This is a genomic window from Alloacidobacterium sp. (genome assembly GCF_035631355.1).
GTDB lineage: Bacteria > Acidobacteriota > Terriglobia > Terriglobales > Acidobacteriaceae > Alloacidobacterium.
Window position 1 is genome coordinate 1 of sequence record NZ_DASQIX010000011.1, and the last position, 21,621, is coordinate 21,621.

At 55.8% G+C, this 21,621-nt stretch carries 14 protein-coding genes; 7 read left to right on the top strand and 7 right to left on the bottom strand.

What is annotated here, in order from left to right:
* Positions 1-169: 169 nt before the first annotated feature.
* Positions 170-1,942 (bottom strand): long-chain fatty acid--CoA ligase, encoded by a 1,773-nt coding sequence (locus tag VEV40_RS03325; protein ID WP_324830147.1) that lies wholly within the window; start codon positions 1,940-1,942, stop codon positions 170-172.
* 166 nt (positions 1,943-2,108) lie between these two features.
* Between VEV40_RS03325 and VEV40_RS03330 the strand changes: the two genes are divergently transcribed.
* Positions 2,109-2,876 carry a hypothetical protein gene (locus tag VEV40_RS03330; protein WP_324830149.1) on the top strand — a complete coding sequence of 256 codons (768 nt, stop codon included), beginning with the start codon at positions 2,109-2,111 and terminating at the stop codon, positions 2,874-2,876.
* Positions 2,877-2,893: 17 nt separating this feature from the next.
* On the opposite strand, the gene VEV40_RS03335 is transcribed toward VEV40_RS03330, so the two are convergent.
* The 4 genes from VEV40_RS03335 to VEV40_RS03350 all read right to left on the bottom strand — a co-directional run bounded on the left by VEV40_RS03335 (position 2,894) and on the right by VEV40_RS03350 (position 6,941).
* Complete coding sequence (locus VEV40_RS03335; RefSeq protein ID WP_324830150.1) at positions 2,894-3,703, bottom strand: dienelactone hydrolase family protein; 810 nt, start codon at positions 3,701-3,703, stop codon at positions 2,894-2,896.
* Between the two features lie 82 nt (positions 3,704-3,785).
* The gene (locus VEV40_RS03340; protein ID WP_324830252.1) at positions 3,786-5,366 is read right to left on the bottom strand and encodes an L-lactate permease; all 1,581 of its coding nucleotides are present in this window, start codon (positions 5,364-5,366) and stop codon (positions 3,786-3,788) included.
* Positions 5,367-5,504: 138 nt separating this feature from the next.
* The gene (locus tag VEV40_RS03345; protein ID WP_324830151.1) at positions 5,505-6,299 is read right to left on the bottom strand and encodes a hypothetical protein; all 795 of its coding nucleotides are present in this window, start codon (positions 6,297-6,299) and stop codon (positions 5,505-5,507) included.
* Between the two features lie 183 nt (positions 6,300-6,482).
* Positions 6,483-6,941 carry a PqqD family peptide modification chaperone gene (locus VEV40_RS03350; protein WP_324830152.1) on the bottom strand — a complete coding sequence of 153 codons (459 nt, stop codon included), beginning with the start codon at positions 6,939-6,941 and terminating at the stop codon, positions 6,483-6,485.
* A gap of 199 nt (positions 6,942-7,140) precedes the next feature.
* Here VEV40_RS03350 and VEV40_RS03355 point away from each other — a divergent pair, with 199 nt between their 5' ends.
* The 3 genes from VEV40_RS03355 to VEV40_RS03365 all read left to right on the top strand — a co-directional run bounded on the left by VEV40_RS03355 (position 7,141) and on the right by VEV40_RS03365 (position 10,549).
* Complete coding sequence (locus tag VEV40_RS03355; RefSeq protein ID WP_324830153.1) at positions 7,141-8,280, top strand: nucleotidyltransferase family protein; 1,140 nt, start codon at positions 7,141-7,143, stop codon at positions 8,278-8,280.
* Between the two features lie 184 nt (positions 8,281-8,464).
* Positions 8,465-9,169 (top strand): metal-dependent transcriptional regulator, encoded by a 705-nt coding sequence (locus tag VEV40_RS03360; protein ID WP_324830154.1) that lies wholly within the window; start codon positions 8,465-8,467, stop codon positions 9,167-9,169.
* Positions 9,170-9,220: 51 nt separating this feature from the next.
* Positions 9,221-10,549 (top strand): Nramp family divalent metal transporter, encoded by a 1,329-nt coding sequence (locus VEV40_RS03365; protein ID WP_324830156.1) that lies wholly within the window; start codon positions 9,221-9,223, stop codon positions 10,547-10,549.
* Positions 10,550-10,562: 13 nt separating this feature from the next.
* Here VEV40_RS03365 and VEV40_RS03370 read toward each other — a convergent pair whose 3' ends face one another.
* Entirely contained in the window at positions 10,563-12,392 is a 1,830-nt protein-coding gene (locus VEV40_RS03370; RefSeq protein ID WP_324830158.1) for a beta-L-arabinofuranosidase domain-containing protein, read from the bottom strand.
* Positions 12,393-12,414: 22 nt separating this feature from the next.
* Positions 12,415-14,487, bottom strand: coding sequence for a glycoside hydrolase family 127 protein (locus tag VEV40_RS03375; protein WP_324830160.1), 2,073 nt, complete (start codon positions 14,485-14,487; stop codon positions 12,415-12,417).
* A gap of 114 nt (positions 14,488-14,601) precedes the next feature.
* On the opposite strand from VEV40_RS03375, the gene VEV40_RS03380 reads away from it, so the two are divergent.
* From VEV40_RS03380 to VEV40_RS03390, 3 genes are all read left to right on the top strand, one after another.
* On the top strand, positions 14,602-16,158 hold the full coding sequence (locus VEV40_RS03380) for a tetratricopeptide repeat protein (protein ID WP_324830161.1): 1,557 nt from the start codon (positions 14,602-14,604) through the stop codon (positions 16,156-16,158).
* A 50-nt stretch (positions 16,159-16,208) separates the two neighbouring features.
* Positions 16,209-17,978: a CRTAC1 family protein gene (locus VEV40_RS03385; protein ID WP_324830163.1), complete on the top strand. Its 1,770-nt coding sequence runs from the start codon at positions 16,209-16,211 to the stop codon at positions 17,976-17,978.
* 146 nt (positions 17,979-18,124) lie between these two features.
* Complete coding sequence (locus VEV40_RS03390; RefSeq protein ID WP_324830164.1) at positions 18,125-21,514, top strand: TonB-dependent receptor; 3,390 nt, start codon at positions 18,125-18,127, stop codon at positions 21,512-21,514.
* Positions 21,515-21,621: the final 107 nt, after the last annotated feature.

The window sequence follows — 21,621 nt, forward strand, 5'->3', positions numbered from 1 at the left end:
AATCCTGATCGCCGAGGTCGAAGCCATGAAACGAGAAAAAGCAGAAAAAGAAGCCCGTGAAAAGGCCCAGGCTGTACAAGCCGAGAGCGCCGTATTGCCCACAATCCAGGCAACTATTGAAGACATGGGTGCCTGGGATCATCCCACTCAACAACGTTTAGACCCAAACCTAATCCGGATAAAACGCCGTAATCTCCGCCGCATATTTTTCATTCACAACGCGCCTCTTCAACTTCAGGCTCGGCGTCAGTTCGCCTCCGGCGAGCGACCACTCTTCCGGAACCACGCAAAATCTCTTGACCGTCTCAAACTGCGCCAGCGTTCCATTCACTTCGTCGACGATTGCCTGATACTTCGCTGTCACCGCCGGATCGGACACCAGCTCACGCCGCGTCGGGGCGCTGATTCCCTGCTGGCGCGCCCATTCTTCCAGCGCGGCAAAGTTAGGAGAAATCAGCGCGCTCAGAAATTTGTGCTTGTCACCCACCACTGCCGCCTGTCCGACAAATAGAAACGCCTTCAGCTTGTTCTCAATCGGCTGCGGCGCCACCAGCTTGCCGCCGGACGTTTTCAGCAGTTCCTTCTTGCGGTCGGTGATAAACAGAAACCCGTCTTCATCGATGCGCCCGATATCGCCCGTGCGAAACCAGCCCTCGGCATCGAAGACCTCAGCCGTCTGGTCGGGCTTGTGCCAGTAGCCGGAAAACACATTCGGCCCGCGCACCAGCAGCTCGCCGTCTTCAGCCATGCGGCACTCGATATTCGGGAGCGGCTTGCCCACTGATCCGATCCGGTAGGCCGCCGTCGTATTGATCGCCAGCACCGGCGAAGTCTCCGTCAACCCGTAGCCTTCGAGGATACGGATGCCGACACCGGCAAACCAGCTGGCCGTATCCATGCCCAGCGGAGCGCCACCGGCAATGTAGTAGCGCACGCGTCCGCCGAAGCCGCTCTGAATCTTGCTGAAGACCAGCTTGTTAGCTAGCTTCCAACCCAGCGACGAAGGCGTGTCGCCGCGCAGAATTTGCTCGCGATGCTTCTGGCCTGTCTTCACCGCCCAGCCGAAGATGCGCTTCTTCACGCCGGAAAGCGATGCCTGTCGCTCCGCTTCCTGTCGCACCTTTTCAAAGACGCGCGGAACAGCGACGAGCACGGTTGGCCGAATCTCCTTCAGCGCAGCCGGAAGCTTGTCGAAGTTCGGACAATACGCCACCGTGGCTTGCCGCGTGTAAATCGCATAGTCCAGATGACGCGCCGTGATGTGTGACAGCGGCAGAAATGAGATGCACGAATCATTCTGCGAAATCTCAAATCCGGCGAGCGAGTAGTTCACGTTCGACGCGATGTTCCCATGCGTCAGCATCACGCCCTTCGGCTCGCCCGTCGTGCCTGACGTGTAAATCAGTGTCGCCAGATCATCGGGAGCAACGTCATACGCTGCGCGATCAAACACCGCATCGCGTTTGGTTCCGTGGCTGTCCGCGTCCTTCAGCAGCGACGACATCAACACCGCATCGGCCACTCCCTCGTCATCCATCAGGACGATCTTCTCGACGACCGTCTTGCTGCGTACCGATGCGACCTTGTCATACTGCTGCTTCGACGAGACCACGGCCACTCGTGTACCGGAATCAGCCAGCAGCGCGCCGATCTGCTGCGCCGTCAGCGTCGGATAGATAGGCACATCCACCACGCCCATCGCCAGCGCGGCAAAGTCAGCAACGGCCCACTCCCAGCGGTTCTCGCCAAGAATGGCAACGCGATCGCCCTTCTTGATGCCCCATCCCGCCAGCGCCTCCGCAAACGCCCGCACCCGTTGATACATCTGCATGCCGGAGAACGCCTGCCACTTCCCTGCCGCATCCATGTAGAGGACGCATCGCGGCTGCGAACTCGTGGCCGTCAGGAAGAAAATGTCATTCAATGTTTTGAGCTGAAGCATCGTTCCGGTTGCGCTCCTGTGCTGACCCGACCAATCTATCGGAGCGGCAATCAATTGCCAAGCATGGCGGAAGACTCTTTACACAGAACGACAGCTGACGAAACCGTAGCGCGCAGATGCCGTTTCGATGATCCATTAATTATGTTGGATACAAGGACGATTTTGAATGAACCAATACCTTTTAGTGATGACGGCATGTATAGATCCCAGCGCTGGACAATATCCACTCACGCGCGCCGATCCCAAAATACGGCTCGAGGATTACAAAGCCGCTCTCCGGTATTGGCTCGATTTTTCCGACAACCGCATTCAAAAGATCCTCTTTATCGAAAATTCCGGATCTCCGCTTGACAGCCTAAAGACCATTGCAACGGAAGAGAATCCGAAGAAAAAGGGGGTTGAGTTTATCAGCCTTGATTGCAACTGGTACCCTCCGGGAGGCCATTATGGGTACGCGGAACTGCGCATGCTGGACTTGGGATTGAGAGAGAGCCGGCTTCGGACTTCCACATCACATATGATCAAAATATCCGGCCGGTTTAAGTTTCCGGCACTCACAAAACTGCTGAACCGCCTCCCTGAAGATTTCGACGCAGCGGCAGACACTCGCGTTTGGCAAAACCTATATCACCGGCATACTTATCCAAATGTAACGACCCAGATTATTCTCTTCAAGCATGACTTCTACAAAAAGCATCTGCAGGAGTGTTATCGAGACCTTGAATCAGGCATCGAGACCCACATGGAGTGGGTCTATTATCACAAGCTTGCCGGGTTATCCCCAACTCACAAAGTAATCTTCCGTTTTCCCTGCAACGTCAACCCCGTTGGTTTTCCAGCCCACCGCGAAAAATCGTACAATCATCCATCTCAACTCGCCATAAATGCGATTAGAGGGGCCGCGCGATGCGTGTTGCCGAACTGGTGGATATAAGAGCAGGTAGGGTTTTGTTAGATTTCCCTCAACAAAGTAATAAGCCTGCTAAATGCCTGATCACGAGCAGTCTTGTTGGCAGGGTTGGTATTCGTTGGATCTTCACCGGCGCGCATAAAGCCATGACCTGCTCCGTCATAGGTCACAGGCTCGTACTTCTTGCCGGCAGCCTTCATGTCCGCAGTAGTTGCCGGGATGGTCGCCCCGATGCGCGAATCGTTGCCGGCGTAAAAGCCATAGACAGGAGCGGTGATGGTAGACACGTCCGCGGGGCCGGGGCCATAGAAGACGAACGCGGCGGAAAGGCCTTTGCGATGCGCAGCGAAGGCAAATGATTTTCCGCCGCCCCAGCAGAAGCCGGTGACAGCAATTTTGCCGTTGCCTGCGGGAATTTGCTTCGCGTAGTCGGCTGCGGCATCGAGGTCGGCCATGACTCCGTCGGGATCAAGTCCTGATACAGCCTTGACTCGCGCATCCTGATCTGCAAACTCAGCAGAGCCGCCGCCGTTGGGTCCGAAACCGGAGAGCAGGTCGGGGGCGACCACAATGTATCCCTGCGCTGCTATTTCGTCAGCCATCTCCTTGGCCCAATCGGTAAGCCCGAAGATCTCGTGAATCAAAATCACAACCGGGACCTTGCCCTTAACCTCGGGATAGACGACGAATGCCTGCACGGTGCGATTGCCATGCTTCAGCGGCACATATTCGTGGTGACGTGGAGAGGCGTCTAGACGGGCCTTCGCCCACTCCTGCGCCTGGGTGGATATGGCGGCGGTCAGCAACACAACAGGAAGAATTTTGAGGACACTAGAGGCTGTTAATTTCATGGGGAGAAGTGTAGTAGCAGAACGGTCGCGCCACAAGATAGGAGTTACAGAACATTGCCTGTAGTCAAAAACGGCTGCGCGCTTATGGCAACAAGCCGGGAAAGAGATACGCCTGCACGCATGCAATCAGCCCAATCACCACCGCCATCAACACGCTGTGCCAAAATGTGCTGTACAGTACTTTCCCTTCCTGTCCAATCAGACCTACGGTCGTTACTCCCACCGCGATGTTCTGCGGCGAGATCATCTTGCCCGCAACTGCGCCCGAAGAATTTGTAGCAGCCAGCAGTATCGGACTCAAATGTAATTGGTGCGCCGCCGCGACCTGTAAATTGCCAAAAAGCAGGTTGGCAGCAGTGTCGCTTCCGCTGAGGAAACAGGCAACCCATCCCAAATAACTGCTCACCAACGGGAAAATGGATCCGGCTCGCGCGAGAGCGGCTCCCAATGTGAAGGCCATTCCTGAATAGTTGTAGAGATACGTCAAACCGACGATGAACAGTACGGTAAGACCGGGCACCTTCAGTTGTTGCAGCGTTCTGGCGCCTGACTCCAAAACAACCTTCGGCTTTGCCCGCAGGCAGGCTGCGGTCAACACAGTGGAAACCAGAATTCCGGTTCCTGCCGCCAGTGGCTGAAGCGCATAAACCGCCGCGTAAGATTTCTGGTAGAGCGTGATAAGCGCCCCATTGTGGAGTTTCGGAATCGGAATCAGAATCTGGCCAGTCTGAAACAGCTTGAAGTACGACCAGAACACCATCACAACGGATAGTAATGCCCAAGGCAGCCAAGCGAGAACGACTGATTTTGCGGAAAGCTTGTTTTCACCCGTGTCCCTGCTCTTTTGCGAGCCCGCAACTATGCGCCTGTATCCGACCACGGCGACGATGGAAACCAGAGAACTGAGAAGGTCGGCTGCATAGGGGCCCCATAGGTTTGCAACCAGGCATTGGACAATCGCAAAGCTACCGCCTGCTATCAACGCTTCCGGCCAACACCTTCGCAATCCTTTGCGGCCCGCTACCATCCAGGCCAGATATGCGGGCAGAATGAAGGACAAGAACGGCAACTGCCTACCGATCATAGCCGAGAGCTTGTTAATGTCGAGCCCGGTCGCGCCGGATAAAGCAATGATTGGGACGCCTATTCCGCCAAAAGCCACTGGCGCCGTGTTGGCAAGCAAGGAAAGCATGACCGCCTTGCGTGGCTCGAAGCCGAACCGCACCAGAAGAAAAGCAGTCACCGCGACGGGCGCTCCAAATCCTGTAGTGCCTTCAAGCAGCGCACCGAAACAGAAGGCCACAAGCATTGCCTGAATACAGGGGTCGCCGGATGCATGGTTTTCCATCCATTGACGCAACAAATCGAAGGATCCTGTTGCTACTGCCAGGTTGTAGAGGTACAGCCCTCCGAAGACCATCCACAAAATTGGCAAGACGGCATACGCTAGGCCAAAGAGGATACTCCAACTCAACAATGATACAGGCATGCGCCATACACCCAGCGCCAGAACGATGGTGCCAGCTAGCCCACAAGCAGAAGCCAACAAACTGCTCTTCCGCAGTCCCCCCATTAGAATAAGAACAACAATGAGGGGAATTGCCGCAACCAGTGCCGACAGCAGGAGTGAGTGGAGGGGATCCAATGGCTGCGGCCAAATCATCACAACTGCCGGAATAGATTGAACCGTTGGCAAACTCACCAGCTCCGCATTCGAGGGAGTAGTATACACAGCGCTGTTCGCATGCCTGTTAATGTCTAGTTCGGAAGCATCGAAACGGTTACATTCGAGCAGGCTATCTTACGCGGAAGCGCCGTCAATCATTCGGAGGATTTCGTCGGCTGCGTCAGCGGCTTCGCCTCTGCATCCTGTGTAACAGGCTGCCTCAGAAACGGTGCGTTGGAATGCATCTACCAATCCTGGAGACTCAGGTAGAACGTGTGGCGTGTTCTGCAATAGAGTCAAAACTGCCTCGCTTTGCGTGACAGGCGTAATGCGGAAGCTGCATTCCGGCGTATATTGGAGTGCCATAATCCAGCCTACTCGCGCAGGCGCATCTCCGATCGGAGCATCGCACTCGTCAGCGAGCATGGGATGCTGCTCAGGATGACCATTTCGGAGGAGCAGAGGCCGCGGATACGGATGCACGCATCCCCTTGCATCGACCAACGCATACTCGTCGGAAAAGTAGATGGCGCCTCTCCGCAACAACTCGGCGACCAGCGACGACTTTCCTGCATGGGACATGCCAGGTAGTAATAATGCCCGTCCCTTCCATTGCACGACGCCTGCATGCAGGGCGCGCAACGTCGTCAGGCGCTCGATCACGGCATCGTCAAGTATCTGTACCAGGCTTGTTACAAGATCGCTTGCCTGATCTGCCGAAGCGATATGAGCGTTATTTGCCTGCAACTGAAAACGATCAGCAGCTCGGTCCACGCGAAGATGAATGTCAGGCCAATCCACCATACCGGCTGATCGCGGCAAAGAAGGGAGTATGTAACGGTTGAGCATGGCGAGTGTTTCCAGAGAGTCTGTGGCCACCTGAATGTCGCAACCATAAGCATGCACTTCGAAATCGTAGTTACTGGACATGAGGCTGAATTGAACAATGCGCCATCGCGCGTGCAGCTATTAGTAACTTAGTTGTTGTTATGAACATAAATCTGCACAGGTCGCAATGTTTTGCAACCTGTCGTAAATGACACTGGAAGTGGGCTAACGAAAATGCCTGGAAAGCAATAGCTTGCCTCCCGGCACTCACGGACAAAGCGCTGTTTATTTGAGCCCCAGCAAGTGCAGGAGCCAATCAAGTAGGCTTCGCCCGCCCCCACTGCCACCATTTCCGCTGGGAGGCGCAGACTTAGCATGCTGCGCATATGCCCGCTGTTCTGTAACCGGCAAGGACGTGACAACAGGCAATGCGGCAATAACACCCAGCGCCGCGATGAACTGACGTCGGTTCGGCTGCCTTCCCAGCGTCCTCACCAGGTTCTTTTCTCGCAATTGCAGGACTGCCTCTTCAGCGAATTGCTCGGTGATCTTAGAATTAAGCGATCCTTGCATTTGTTGTGTTATCTGGGAGAGCGTTGTTGGGTCGCTGCATGCGTCCCAGGCTGCGGCAGCTGTCGCGTTCAATGCGAAAACCGTCTCGTTCTTAGCATCGACAATAATTGTTGAACCGTCGGGAAGTTTGTTTACTACCAAGGCATCTGAACTGATTCGCTCTACCTGCATCCTGACCTCTCTGTAAGCTCTTTGGCGGGGGAGGTCGCTTCACGTGCACTTGATATGTTGAAGTATTACATGTGTGTGTCTTTTATCAAGATACATCTGGGTAACCGGCTCGTACTTTCTAGTAATCAGCGTGTTAACTAAATTTCGAAATAAAAGTTGCAACTTATTGCAACTTTGCAGTAACGCTACGAGAGATAGGATGCCAGTGGATTTCGAGCTGCGTGAACTGTTGCGAACGATCATCCGCAAGGCGAGCGATGCAGAACAAATCCATCGCCTCGCAAAGCGAATCCGCGACTGGGACTCAGTCCTCCTTCTCGCGTGGGAGCATCGCATTCTGCCTATGCTTTACTCCAGGCTAGCGGGCAGCGGCTCTGCAGTTCCATTGATCGTGCAGGAACGCCTGCGGACCGAGTACGAGCGCAATCTGTTCCACAACATGGCGAATGCCGCAGAATTGCTAGCCGTGCTCAAAGCATTTGAAGACGAGAGCATTCCGGCAATGCCCTTCAAAGGCGTCGTATTAGGCGCAGTTGCCTACCACGATCTTACGGCGAGGACCGCCGGCGATTTGGACATACTTATCCATATTCATGACCTCATTAGAGCCATGACGATTCTTGTAGAAAGAGGTTATGAACGAATTACAGCAGCAAACGTCGACGGAACTCCGATTCCAGGCTGTTACGAATACCGTTTTGAGCGGCAAGTGGACGGGATGGTGCTCGAGCTTCGATGGAGGCTCGCACTTACTGAGCCGAGGTATGGACGCAACCTAGGCTTGGACTGGGTATGGTCACGGCGGCGCACGGCAACGCTTGCAGGCGCCGAGGTTCCGGACATAGATCCTGAGCTTACGCTGTTTATTCTCTGTATGCACGGAAGCCGGCACTTCTGGTCACGTCTTCTCTGGATTTGCGACGTTGCCCAACTGATTGAGTCATCGCCTGAGCTTGATTGGGAAGAAATTATCAGTGAAGCCAAAAAGCAGGGGCTATGGCGATCTCTCGCTCTCGGGGTTCTCTTTGCGCACAGAATCGTTGGCGCAACGGTCGCTCAGAGTGTTCTATGGCGCTTTGAGTCGGATGCTGTCGCATGCAAGGTGGCGCAACATATCGAGGATCACTTGTTTGACGTGCCGGGCAGTAGTCCGCCTGGATTCGTGCCTTACAATTTTCAGCTACTTGACTTCAATGATCGCGTCAGAGCCATTCTCTCGTTCGATTTTCTTAAGCCAAATGACAGAGACCGCGCAGCCCTTTCACTGCCGAAACCGCTCCATTTCCTCTATTACCTGATACGTCCCTTCCGGTTACTGAGCGATCGATCGGCTCGGTGAGCGGCGCTGCCTCATGCAGCGATTTTACGTGACAGGGCCGGCAAAAGATGCAGATGGACGGGTCGATTTTCTTCAGCCTTCACGCATTGTGAGGGTGCCTGAAGGCCATAGCATTCTGCTCAATCGAAATCTAGTCGGCTAAAAATTTCGACATAGCATATTTCACCGTGGTTAACTTGTTGTGATGTCACAAGAAATCACAGTTTCAAAAGAAGACTACCTCAAAGCCATTATTGAGGCTGAGAGCGAAGGACATACAGTAATTCCAGCTCTTTTGGCGCAGTGGCTGGATGTATCTCCTCCGGCAGTCACAAATGCAGTAAAGCGCCTGCGGCAAGATGGGTATCTTGATTCAAACCGGGAAGGCGCCCTAAAGCTGACCGCAAAAGGGCGAGAGGCGGCGCACCGGACAGCCTTGCGTCACCATCTGGTGGAACGCATGCTCACAGAGATTTTCGGGATGGAATGGCACCAGGTACACACCGAAGCTGAGCGACTGGAGCATGCTATTTCGCCAGCGTTCGAAGCCAAGCTCATTGAAAAACTTGGTAAAACCGGCGATTGTCCGCACGGCAATGGAGTTCTGCCCCTGACACCAACGCAAATGCAGCGTCGCGGATTTCAGTCTCTTTCAGAGGCGGCTGAGGGTGCGGACTATGTGGTTTCCAGCCTTTATGAGCGGGATTCTCGTCTGCTGGAGTTTTTTCATCAGCTTGGAATCGGGCCCAAGGTTCCCGTTCGGGTTTTGCGGCGGAACTACGATGAGACAGTGCTGGTGCGGACACCGAACGGACCAGTAACGCTGGGAAAATCGGCAGCCAGCAGGGTTTGGGTGCGGGCTTTAACCGCACGTGAACCGCGGCATAAAAATCTTACTAACTATAGTTAACATCTTGTGGCATACTGCATCTAAGGCGAGCCAGCCTTACAGAAGCAAATTATGCCATCCGTCGAAGAACTCGACCAACAACGAAAGCCGTCGCTGCCGGATGTCTTTTCGTCCGTCAAGCTAACGAAGTCGCCCGTTTTCTGGCGCCGGGTGCTGGGGTTTGCCGGACCGGGGTTCCTAATCTCTGTTGGCTATATGGATCCGGGAAACTGGGCGACAGATCTCGCTGGCGGATCGCGGTATGGATACACGCTGCTGTTCGTCATTATGCTCTCAAATCTGACGGCGATTCTGCTGCAAAGCCTTGCTCTTAAGCTTGGGGTGGCGACAGAGCGGGACCTGGCACAGGCTTGCCGGGAGAACTACAGCCGTCCTACGACGATTTTTCTGTGGCTCTTTGCTGAGGTGGCTATTTGCGCCTGCGACTTGGCCGAAGTCATCGGTTCAGCCATTGCCCTGGAACTGCTGTTCGGCATTCCCCTGCTGCTGGGCGTCATTCTGACGGGTACGGATGTGCTACTCATTCTCCTGCTGCAGAACCGTGGATTTCGGTATCTGGAAGCACTGGTGATTACGTTGATTGGAACAATCGCCGTGTTGTTCGGCATCGAGATTGTTCTGTCGCGCCCTGAATGGGCCGCGATGGTCTACAAGATGTTCGTGCCGTCGCCGTCGATTATTACGAACCGGGAGATGCTCTATATCGCTATTGGCATTCTGGGCGCTACGGTGATGCCACACAATCTTTATCTTCATTCGTCCATTGTGCAGACGCGTGATTATGCGCGCACACCCGAAGGCAAGCGCGAGGCGATTCGCTTTGCCAACATTGATTCGGCTGTCGCCCTGATGCTTGCATTGCTGGTAAATGCAGCGATCCTTGTGCTTGCGGCGGCGGTCTTCCATCGTGGAGGCCACTTTGAAGTAGCCGAGATTGGAGACGCATATAAGCTGCTTACGCCCATGCTCGGTTTCACTGGCGCAAGCACGATGTTTGCCTTGGCGCTGCTGGCCTCAGGCCAGAACTCGACCATTACAGGCACACTCGCCGGTCAGGTAGTGATGGAGGGCTTTATCGACATACGGCTGGCGCCGTGGCTGCGCCGTCTGATTACGCGGACGCTGGCGATTATTCCGACGGTAATCGTGACTTTTTTTTATGGCGAACAAGGTACAGCTGATCTGCTCATTCTGAGTCAGGTCATCCTCAGCATGCAGTTGAGCTTTGCGGTATTTCCGCTGGTTGCATTCACCAGCGATAAGGACAAGATGGGCGAATTTGTTAACCGACGTTGGCTCAAGAACCTGGGCTATACAGTTGCTTGTTTTATCGCGGGACTGAATGCCTGGTTGCTCGTACAGATCTTCCGGGGACATTGAACGGCAGCACTGATCACGAAACATCGTGATAGAGGCGGTATTTCTCACGCCCGATCACCCAGAAGGGTTTGAACTCTACATCGCTCATCTTCCATGTATCGGAGCCTTGCGAGAGCTGCTGAACGGCAAGTATCTGTGCGCGAGTTGTATGGATCGGTTTGTCTCCCATGGCAAAGAGCGTGAGCGGGCCGTGCATGAGCGCAACTGTGCCCGGGTGCTGCGGGTCCACGGCATCGAGACGCGTGGGCATGTCGAATTGGATCTCGATGCGATCACCATTTTTCCAGCTCCGTGAAACGGGCAGGAATTTGCCGGGTTCAAGCCCTTGCTGCATGGCCTTGCCGTTGACGGTTATGCGTGTCTTCGGACCGGCCCATGCAGGGATACGCAACATGACGGTGAAAGTCTCAGAGCGATCCAGTTGGAGTTCGATGCTGGTTTCGGGAACGAGCGGATATTGGGTGCGCTGCGTGAGGACACAGTTTGCGCTGCCCTGTTTCCAGGTGAGCTTTGATGGTACATACAGGTTGGCGTAGACTCCGCGTGGACTGCGGAAGTAGGAACTGATGCCGTAGTCGGCGGTGACTTGCGGAAAGGTTCCGGAGCAGCAGGGCCACTTGTCTTCGTGGAAAAACTTGCTGGCAGAGTCGTTGTAGTCCGAGTAGTAGAAACTGTGGCCGTCTTCCCGGATGGGCAAAGCTCCGAGAATGGTGTTGTAGAGGACCTTCTCCATGCTGTCGCCATAGCGGCTGTCGCCGGAAGCGCGCAGAAGGTAACGCGAGACCTTGAAGTGGCCGTAAGCGCCGCAGGGCGTCTCAAAGCTGGCATGTGTCCTGATGAGGCTTGCACCCATATCACCGCTGTCGGGTTTGCGGAAAGTCTCGTCTGGCCCCCAGCCGCCTGTGGCAAAGCTCTGTGTAGTGAGGACGAATTCGAAGCCATTGCGCGCGGCGCGCAGGTGCTTCTCGCTGCCTGTAGTGAGATAGCACTGAAAGGCGGAGCAGAGCGCGTTCACGTGGCTATAAGCATGCTCGCCGGGAAGTATGTTTTCGCGGGCTGCGAGCGGATCGAAGTAATCGTGGTCCTGAAGAAAGCGTGTGGCGAGCTGGCGGTAGCGGTCGCCTGCTCCGCGCTTGTAGGCAAGGTAGAGATTTTCCGGCAGCGTGTATGTCTCGTCCCATGTGAAGGCGATGTTGGGGTGCGGACGAGTGGCCTGCTCTGCGCGAGTGAGCGCTTTCTCCGGAAGGAATGGCAGGACGGCATCAGTGGCGTGATTGAGAACGGCAAGAGCTTCCGGGTCGGCTGCGAATTCGTGCGCATCGATCAAGCCGCAGTTTGTCTTGTCGAACGTGTAAGCGGGAAGGCAATATCCTTCATAAAATTTAGGAGTGACGGTCTCAGCAAAGCCGCGCACCAGCCGCTGCACCTTTTCCTGAGTTGGTTTCGAGCCGGTGACGGCATAGGAGCGAGCAAGTCCGGAGAGATATTGGCCGAAGCTATGCCCGGGAATGTAGCCAGTCATATTTTTAGGAGGATCGAAGTCGGGAGAAAAGTTGTACCAGCCGCCCATGTCCTCGCCCGGAGCAGGCAATCCGGCGCGCTGGCGGAACGGCTTGAGCAGACGGTCATCATCGAGCGCGAGAAAGAAGGCGTGATTGCGATTGAACTGGTCAAGCATAGGGCCGTCGAGCAACTGGACATTGGCATAGGCGAATTGAGAAATCTCGGGAACGACGGCGTCTTTAACCGGAAGATCGGCGAACGCACGCGCCGAGCGTCCTAGAGCAACGGCAGTTCCCACCGCCGCTCCGGTTTTCAGAAATTGTCTGCGGGATGTTTTCACTAAGAGTTATCTCCTGTGTGGCTCAGCTTTCGATGTAGGGTATCCAGACCTGCATGGACGAAGACGCGCGATTTGCCCACGCATAGTAAGGAATCAGCTTCAGCGAGGTACTGCGCGCGCTTCTTTTTATCTGACCAGCGCTGTAGAGTGCGGCTGTAGAACTTGTTTCTTCGATGGCGCCGGAATGTTCAAGAGTACCGACTCCGTCCAGCAGATTCGGCTCATATTTATAGGAGGTGTCCCCGGCCAGTTTGGCTGACATAAGCGGGAACTGATCGGGAGCCTCTTCTGCCTGATCAAGCTGCTCCATGCAGAAAATGATTGGCCCACGTTGCATGGTGATTCGTCCCGTGTCGTCGGCTACGGCGGGGTTGGCGTGGATGACCTGCGGCTCCATATCGAAGCTGATCTCAACCAGGTCATTGGCTGTCCAGGTGCGGCGCAGAGCGAGATACTCGCCTGCGACCGGCTGTCCGGCAAGCTTGCCGTTGACCTTCACTGAAGTGCGCCGGCTCCATCCTGGAATTCGCGCGGACAGTGTGAATTCTTCAGGCAGTGCCAGCGAGACGCGCATTGCTATATCGCCTTCCCACGGGTAGCGGGTGGTCTGGGTGATGGTGATGGGGTTGCCGCTGTCGAGCTTCCACCGCAGCTCAGAATTGTCGTAGAAGTGGACATAGATGCCGTCGCTGGCCGTGCTGTAGAAGTAGCCGGGCAGACTGGCAAAGGTGCGCTCAAGGTTCGGCGGGCAGCAGGTGGTGTCATACCATGGATTGCGAATCCTGCCGCTGGGCGTGTGACGGTCTCCAGCATCGGCAATGGGATCATAGGCCAGCGGATTGCGGTAGCAATACGTGCGGCCATCGAGTGACATTCCCGAGTTGATGCCGTTGTAGAGAGCACACTCCATCACGTCGGCGTGGAGGGCTTTCCCGGTTGCCGCGAGCATCCTGGCATTCCACATCATGTTGCCGATGGCGGCGCAGCTTTCCCCATAGGCACGGGCATTGGGCAATTCATAAGCGTCGCCAAAGGCCTCGCCTTCGCTGCGCGCCCCAACGCCTCCGGTGACATAAAGCTGATGCTCGATCAGATCATCTGAAAGTGTCTGCAATGTTTTGAAATAGGATGGATCGCCGGTTTCGAGGTAGTAGTCGGTGGCGCCGCAGCAGGCATACATCGCGCGAACGGCATGGCCTTCAAGATGCGTGCGCGAAGTGAAGGGAATTCCGCAGAACATGTATGTGATCTGGCGCGGATTAAGAGGCACACGCGGATCGCCTTGCAAAATGTATCCGGCGAGATCGACATACTTGTGATTGCCTGTAGTGCGGTACAGCTCGATCAGAGACATCTCGATCTCCGGATGTCCAGCGACGATAGGCTTCTGGTTCTTGCCGGGGCCGTAATTCGGCAGCAGGAAATTATCGACAAACCGCATTCCGGCTTCGAGCAGCATTGGATCGCCGGTTGCGCGATAGTAGGCGATGGAGCCCTGCAGCAGATGTCCGATGTTATAGAGCTCGTGGCCGGTGGTCTGTGTCTGCCAGAGCATCCGTTCGCTGACGCGATCCTGCACATAATAAGTGTTGAGATAGCCGCTAGGCTCCTGAACGGCGACGATTTCTCGGATGTCGGTCTGGGCGAGTTGGCGAAGCTGCGGCTGGTCTTCGGACTGCAGCACAAACCCTACTGCCTCAATCCACTTGTACATGTCGGAGTCGGAGTAAACGGGGCCGCGTTGTGGCGCGCTCGATTTGCCCGCGAGGCGCAGGAAGTTGTCCATGCGTCCGTGCTCAATCAGCTCGGCGTGCATGCTGGGAATGCTTGAGTTAACGTTCGTCGCGCGCCGCTTTGACCAGAAGCCTTCCTGAATGGTGACAGCGCGTACAGGGACTGTCTTAAGTTTTGCGTGGGGCGACGAGGCCAGGTTTATCACCCCTTGATCGCGCCAGGAATCGGCCGGCGCGTCGGAGAACAAGCCCAGAGCGCCCACAGGTGAACCGAACAATGGCCGTGCCAGATATGAGGCTCCTGCAAGGGAAGCCGCAGAAGATATGAACTGCCGCCGGGAGAGGGGGCGCTGGAACCACATGCGAAACCTCCGTTCGCGATTCCGCTGGAAACGGAACGGGTATTATAGTAGACGTTTTCTCAGGATAGCTACATACCTTTGCGTGCGGGTTTTTCTGAAACGGGTCTTGCCCCAATGATGCGGAGATGTGACAACCTGCTTGTGGAGCGGGTAAGAACCACGGTATCGAGCATACGGTTGATGCGCTGCGCATTGTTTGTGCTTTTGCTCTTTTTCATTCCCAGCACCCGGGCGCAGACCTCAGACGATCCCACCTCTTCCATCATTACCGCCCTGCGCGCTCAACAATTTGAGCAGGCTTTGCGGTTGCTTCAACCCGCGCTGGAGCGGTCTTCCAATGATCCCCGTCTGTGGTCTTTGCAGGGGGTTGCTCTTTCTGGAGAGGGACATAAGAAAGAAGCGCTGGCGGCCTATCAGCATGCATTGAGCCTGGCGCCGAACTATCTGCAGGCGCTGGAGGGAGCGGCGCAGATCGAATACGACACAGGAGGCGAAGCCGCCATTCCGCTTTTGCATCGCGTCCTGGAGCAGCGCCCGAACGATCCGACAAGCCATGCAATGCTGGCTGTTCTGGAGTACCAGCGTGGCCATTGTGAACCTGCGGTCGCCAACTTTGAAAAGGCGGGAAGCCTGCTCGACTCGCAGATTGATGCGCTCCACGCCTATTCCACCTGCCTGATGAAGCTGCGCCGTTTCGACGAGGCGGCAACTGTATTCCAGCGTGCGCTCGCCCTTCATCCCGATGATCCTGGCGAGCGTCGCCTGCTTGCTTCCATTCAGCTCACGGCACACAAGCCGCAGGATGCCCTGGCTACGCTGCAGCCGCTGATGGCCGTGAAGGATTCAGATGCTGAGACGCTGGAGCTTTTCTCATCTGCCAGCGAAGATTCCGGCGACACTCCCCGGGCGGTGAGCACGCTTCGGCAGGCCATTATTCTTGATCCGCACAATGTGAATCTCTATCTGGACTTTGCGAACCTTGCCTATAACCACCAGTCGTTTCAGGTCGGCATTGACGTCATCACGGACGGCATGGCTGTGCTGTCCACGGCATCTCCGCTCTATCTGGCGCGTGGAGTGCTATATGTGCAGTTGGCGGATTACACCAAAGCGGAAGCCGATTTCGAGAAAGCCTATGAATTGGATCCCAGCCAATCTCTGAGTTCCGCGGCACAGGGCCTGGCAGCCGTGCAGGAGCATGATTACAGCCGCGCTCTGACAACAGTGCAGGCAAAGCTGGCGCGTAAGCCCAACGACCCGCTTCTGCTCTATCTGCAAGCTGATATTCTCGTCGAGAACGGAGCAGACCCCGGCACGCAGGAGTTTGAACTGGCTATGCGTTCGGCAAAGAAGGCAGTCTCGCTGCAACCCAGCCTGGCGGATGCTCATGACGTGTTGGCGAAACTGTACCTGATAATCGGTCAGAACCAGGCCGCTGCCGAACAGTGCCGTCAGGCCATCAGTATTAATCCAAAAGATCAGACAGCCGTCTACCATCTGATTCAGGCGCTGCGCAAGAGCGGCAATACGGCCCAGATTCCCGACCTTCTCAAGCGGCTGGCGGAGTTGCGGGCCGAGAGCACAAAGGACGAGCGGGAACATAACCGGTACATGCTCGTCGAAGATAGTCCCCCCACACGGAACGCCAGCCGGCCCTCAAGCGAGCCATAATCTATGAACTCCTGCTTCTATTCTGACTGCTATGAAGGACACACTTGCGGATGACCCCCACACGGCGCAGCTTTCTGCAGTCTTCTCTCAGTTCTCTGGTCGCGTTCAGCTCGGGACGCCTGTTCGCGCAAGGCGTGGTTGACCACAAGGCCAAGCCTCTGGCCCGGCCCGCACCCTCGGGCCGCCCTTTCGATGCGCACTTTGTGGACATTGCGGCATCTGCGGGGTTGAAGGCGCCGGTGATTTACGGCGGAGACACCAGCAAGAAATATATTCTGGAGGCGACGGGCTGCGGCTGCGCCTTCATTGATTACGACAATGACGGATGGATGGATATTTTCCTGCTGACCGGTACCCGTCTGGGGGAAAACCAGCCCGACGCAGTCGCTCGTCTTTACAAAAACAACCGCGATGGAACCTTTACTGACGTTACGGAAAAAGCTGGGTTGCAGGCGACCGGCTGGGCGTCCGGAGTATGTGTAGGGGATTACAACAATGATGGCTTTGAAGACATCTTCTGCACTTACTACGGCCAGAACCGTCTCTACCGGAACAATGGCGATGGCACTTTCACGGACGCGACCAGCGCCGCAGGACTGCTGAGCAAAGAGCCTCGCTGGGGCGCGGGTTGCAGCTTTGTAGATTACAACCGCGATGGCCATCTCGACTTGTTTGTCTCCAATTACGTGCGCTTCTCTTTCGAGCACGCTCCGGTGCCGGGACAAAACGTAAATTGCAACTGGAAAGGCATTCCTGTGGAGTGCGGTCCGCGCGGCCTTCCCTTCGGTCACCATTCCCTCTACCGCAACAATGGAGACGGAACATTCACGGATGTGAGCCGGGAGGCCGGGGTCGACAAGGCCACCGAAAGTTACGGCATGACCGTAGTCGCCGCAGATTTGGATGAAGACGGATGGCAGGACATTTATGTAGCCTGCGACTCCACCCCTAGCCTTCTATTTATGAATAACCGCGACGGCACGTTCCGCGAAGAAGGAGTTGTACGCGGAGTGGCCCTGAGCGATGACGGGGCCGAGCAGGCGGGCATGGGCGTGGGCATCGGAGATTACGATCTCGACGGTCACCTGGACCTGTTCAAAACGCACTTCGCCGACGATGCCAATGGCCTCTACCACAACGATGGAAAGGGCAACTTCGACGAAGTGACCCGTTCCACCCGAGTCGGCGTCGAGACCCGCTATATCTGCTGGGGTACGGGGATTGTGGACCTCGACAACGATGGCTGGCCGGACATCTTCATTGCGACCGGCAACGTATATCCCGAGGTCGAGCGGAAGCTGCCGCAGTACCCCAATAAAATGCCGCGCGTGATCTTCCGTAACCTTGGCAATGGGCGATTCGAAGAGCTGCTCAATAAGGAAGCAGGTCCAGCCATTCACGAGGCGCATTGCAGCAGGGGTTGTGCATTTGGCGATTTCGACAACGATGGGGACCTTGACATCCTGATCGTCAATCTCAACGAGCCACCGTCACTTTTACGCAATGACATGGCCGGGAAGCATAACTGGCTCAAAGTGAAACTCGAAGGCGTCAAGTCCAATCGCAGCGCGGTGGGAGCGCGCGTGATCGTGCGCTATGGAGGCAAAGCGCAGGCGCAGGCATTGACCAGCCAATCCAGTTTTTACTCCGTGAATGATCCGCGTCTGCACTTCGGTTTAGGGCCATCAACGTCGGCAGATATCGAAGTCTTCTGGCCAAATGGCCTGCATGAGAAATTTGCAGGCGTCGCTGCAAACCAGCTTCTCACTTTGCGAGAAGGAGTCGGCGCGGTTCCCGGCAAAGGCTGGCAGAAGACGTGATGCTGAGAACTTGTAAGGCTCACGAAAGCTTTTTGTAACTATGCTGTAAACGGCAAATCAGCAATCCAGAAAGTTCTTGACAGTGAGGATGTTGGCACAGTATATGTGTTTCTCCATCAGAGTAAACGTTTGCTAGGAGGCCCGATATGCGAGGCCGTCTTTCCCCTCTACTCGTTTGCGTCCGTCTGCTGCTCTTCCTCCTATTTGCCTCCCCTGTCTGCTTCGCGCAGTTCTCTGGCAGCATCCAGGGTGTGGTACGCGACGAAACCGGTGCGGTTTTGCCGCACGCCAGGATAACCCTCGTCAATCAATCCACCGGGGTCACCGCCACGACTACTTCAGACGAGTCAGGGAACTACCGTTTCGTGAGTCTTGCTCCTGACCCATACAAGATCACGGTGGAAGCGTCCGGTTTTGCCAAAACCGAGGCCGAAGTCAATCTGCTTACAGAACAGAACCTGAGCATTCCATTGACGCTGAAAGTCGGCACGGCAACGGAAGCCATCACTGTGACTGGAGAAACGCCAATAGTTGATACGGCTGACAGCCGCAACCAACTCACACTCGACAACAGTGCGGTGAGCGAACTACCGATCCCCGGCCGCAACCTCGTCACTTTGACGACGCTGGCTCCCGGCGTTTCCGGCCTTGGCACTATGGGCGGCGGACAACCCGGCAAAGCCGGCACTCCAGGTTCGGGCGTGGATAACTACTCCACCGAGACTCAGGTCGATGCGAGCGCCAATGGCCAGGGGCAGATGTCGAACATGTATGTGATTGACGGCCTCGATGTCACCAGTGGAATCCGCCAGGGCGTTCTGAATCTCACTCCGGATCCTGCATCCATCCAGGAAACAAGCGTCCAGGTCAACACTTATTCAAGCGAATACAGCCGCGCCACCGGCGTGCAGGAGGTAATGACTACCAAGTCGGGCACCGACACGTTCCACGGTTCGGCCGCCGATTGGTATTACTACCAGAACATGTTCGCCACCACACACTTCACTGGTCACAAGTACCTGCCGTTCCACGGCAATAACATGTCATTCTCTGTTGGCGGACCGATTATTCCTCACCACCAGTTCTTCTTCTTCTTTTCCATCGAGCCTTTGCGGTCTTCGCTGGCCACGAATTCGCTGATTACCTTTGCCGATCCGCAATTCATCACCTGGGCAACTCAGAATTACCTAAATACCGTAGGCACACATGTGCTCTCCACCTATTTGCCGACCAATGTAAGCGGCATAAGCGCGATATCCACGGGATCGAGCATTCCGGGATGCGGCACACCTTCCACGAACAACCTGCCATGCGATTTGCCCCTTGTCGATCAGGGCAGTTTCAGCGCACCTCAGGTCCGCAATGGGACCCAGTATTTCGTGCGAGCCGACAAGTATTTCCAGAACGATCGCATCTATGGCAGCTTTTACCGCACGGTGTTGACGTATGGCGCGGCGTCCGCTATTCCGGATTTTTCAGCGTTAAACAATAACTGGCAGCGCGCTTTCCAGGTCAACTGGACCCACAACTTTTCCGCCACAACGGTCAATGAGGCGATCTTTGGCGCCAACCGAGTAGAAGGTGTTCTGGGCAGCGGAGCAAAGGATTACTCCATTCCCTCCATCGGCGTAACCGGCATCAACACTGAGGGCGGCCAGGCGTTCGGCGTAGGTTTTGCGCAGGGCGATTTCATCCAGCATAACTATCACTGGCGCGATGTGCTGACCCATGTGCGTGGCGCGCACACCCTGAAATTTGGCTATGAAGGCTGGTATGGCGATGACGTGGAGCCCTTCCAGGGGCCCTGGTCTCAACCCACGTTCAGCTTCAACAATTTGCTGACGCTTGCCCAGGATGCTCCTACGAGCGAAAACCATGTAATGTATGACCCGATTGCAGGCAAACCCGTGCTCTGGTCCTGGGACGCTGCTTCCCGCACATGGGGACTCTTTGCCGAGGACACCTGGAAGGCGCGGAAAAATCTCACCTTGACAGTGGGACTGCGCTGGGATGACGAAGGCAATCCCTGGTCGAAGAGCGCAACCACCGTATTTGGGAACTTCTATCTTGGGCCTGGCCAGACGCCCCAGGAGCAAGTGGCAACCGGCTTTGCCAAGGCAACGCACAATGCACTCAACCATGCCATCAACAATCTGTTGAGTCCCCGCGCCGGCGTCGCCTGGGACATCACAGGGCAAGGCGCAACCGTTATTCGTGGTGGAATCGGCCTGTTTAACAACTGGCTGACACAAGCCAACGTGCAGGAAGAATTTCGTGGCAGCCCGCCGGGGCCGATTACACCGAACTTTACTCAGGGCACGGCCACTCCTCCGCTCTTTGTGCTGGGCACCGGAGGCAAGCCTCCCTTTGGGTTCACGTATCCGGCGCTGGCAGGTTCGCCGATTTGTCCAACCCTTGGGACGAATGGATGTCTGAATTCACAAGGGGGTATCGTTGGCGCGAATTTCGGGATTGGGGCGATCAACCCAAATCTGGACTCCCCGCGGGCCCTCATCTGGTCGCTTGGCGTGGAGCAGAAGCTCGGGAACAACCTTTCCGCAGGCGTGGGCTATTCAGGGTCACACGGCTATAACATGGTTGGCGGCGGCAACCAGGCGGGCATTGTCAGTTACGGTCAGGACATCAATGCCTTCGCCGGAGACCTGATTCAAAACAATAGTCTCGCCCCCACACGCCTGAATCACAGCTTCGGCTCGATTGGATATACGACCAACGACCGCTATAGCAACTATGAGAGCATCTACTTCGAATTCAAAGGGCGGTTCGCCCGACGCAGCTTCTTCGATGCTTCATACACACATTCCAGTTCCAAAGACGATGCATCGGCCTATCCGGCGGAAGCCGATCCGTCGCAGTATTACGGACCGTCACCGTGGAATGTCCCAAACCGTTTTTCTCTTGCGTTGAACTACGAACTCCCCGGCATGAATAACGGGAAAGGCGCCATTGGACTCCTGACTGGTGGCTGGGGGACTAGCGGTGTGGTCGTCGCTCAGAGTGGCTATCCCTCGATGGTATGGACGACGGCCTCCTTCCAGCCTGTCTGCAGCAACACGAGCGCAGGCGCTCCACCGTGTCCATCGCCGTCGAATCCAGCGGTAGGCTTTGCACCTGGCAGCGGCGACTACAATGCTGACGGCGATACCAGCGGAGTTGCGGGCGTTGGCCTGGACTACCCGGATGTGGCCAACTACAACATGCACACATCCAAGGCAGCCTATCTTGCCGGAGCTTTTTCGGCCGGACAGTTCGCGCAGCCGGCCTTCGGCACGCAGGGCAACGAAAAAGCCAACCAGTTCGGGTCGCCCGATTTCTTCGAGACCGATCTGAATTTTTACAAGAACACCCCGATTACTGAGCGGGTCAGTTTCCAGGTGCGCTTCGAGTTCTACAACATCTTCAATCGGGTGAATCTTACAGGGTTTGACATTAACCAGGCTGACGGCACATTCGGCCGGGCGACGGCGCAGCAACTGCCGCGTAACTGGCAAATTGGAGGCCGATTGACCTTCTAGCGGTAGAAGGTCGAGCACAAAAGACCGGACGGACCGGGAAAAATATGATCGGAAGCGCAGAAGCGGAGTTTCATATAGCGCTTGGTTAGTAATCGTTTACTCATTCT

Excerpts from the sequence above, each read along its gene's own strand:
- VEV40_RS03325 (WP_324830147.1), bottom strand. The coding sequence starts at position 1,942 with ATGCTTCAGCTCAAAACATTGAATGACATTTTCTTCCTGACGGCCACG.
- VEV40_RS03330 (WP_324830149.1), top strand. The coding sequence starts at position 2,109 with ATGAACCAATACCTTTTAGTGATGACGGCATGTATAGATCCCAGCGCT.
- VEV40_RS03335 (WP_324830150.1), bottom strand. The coding sequence starts at position 3,703 with ATGAAATTAACAGCCTCTAGTGTCCTCAAAATTCTTCCTGTTGTGTTG.
- VEV40_RS03340 (WP_324830252.1), bottom strand. The coding sequence starts at position 5,366 with ATGATTTGGCCGCAGCCATTGGATCCCCTCCACTCACTCCTGCTGTCG.
- VEV40_RS03345 (WP_324830151.1), bottom strand. The coding sequence starts at position 6,299 with ATGTCCAGTAACTACGATTTCGAAGTGCATGCTTATGGTTGCGACATT.
- VEV40_RS03350 (WP_324830152.1), bottom strand. The coding sequence starts at position 6,941 with ATGCAGGTAGAGCGAATCAGTTCAGATGCCTTGGTAGTAAACAAACTT.
- VEV40_RS03355 (WP_324830153.1), top strand. The coding sequence starts at position 7,141 with ATGCCAGTGGATTTCGAGCTGCGTGAACTGTTGCGAACGATCATCCGC.
- VEV40_RS03360 (WP_324830154.1), top strand. The coding sequence starts at position 8,465 with ATGTCACAAGAAATCACAGTTTCAAAAGAAGACTACCTCAAAGCCATT.
- VEV40_RS03365 (WP_324830156.1), top strand. The coding sequence starts at position 9,221 with ATGCCATCCGTCGAAGAACTCGACCAACAACGAAAGCCGTCGCTGCCG.
- VEV40_RS03375 (WP_324830160.1), bottom strand. The coding sequence starts at position 14,487 with ATGTGGTTCCAGCGCCCCCTCTCCCGGCGGCAGTTCATATCTTCTGCG.
- VEV40_RS03380 (WP_324830161.1), top strand. The coding sequence starts at position 14,602 with ATGATGCGGAGATGTGACAACCTGCTTGTGGAGCGGGTAAGAACCACG.
- VEV40_RS03385 (WP_324830163.1), top strand. The coding sequence starts at position 16,209 with ATGACCCCCACACGGCGCAGCTTTCTGCAGTCTTCTCTCAGTTCTCTG.
- VEV40_RS03390 (WP_324830164.1), top strand. The coding sequence starts at position 18,125 with ATGCGAGGCCGTCTTTCCCCTCTACTCGTTTGCGTCCGTCTGCTGCTC.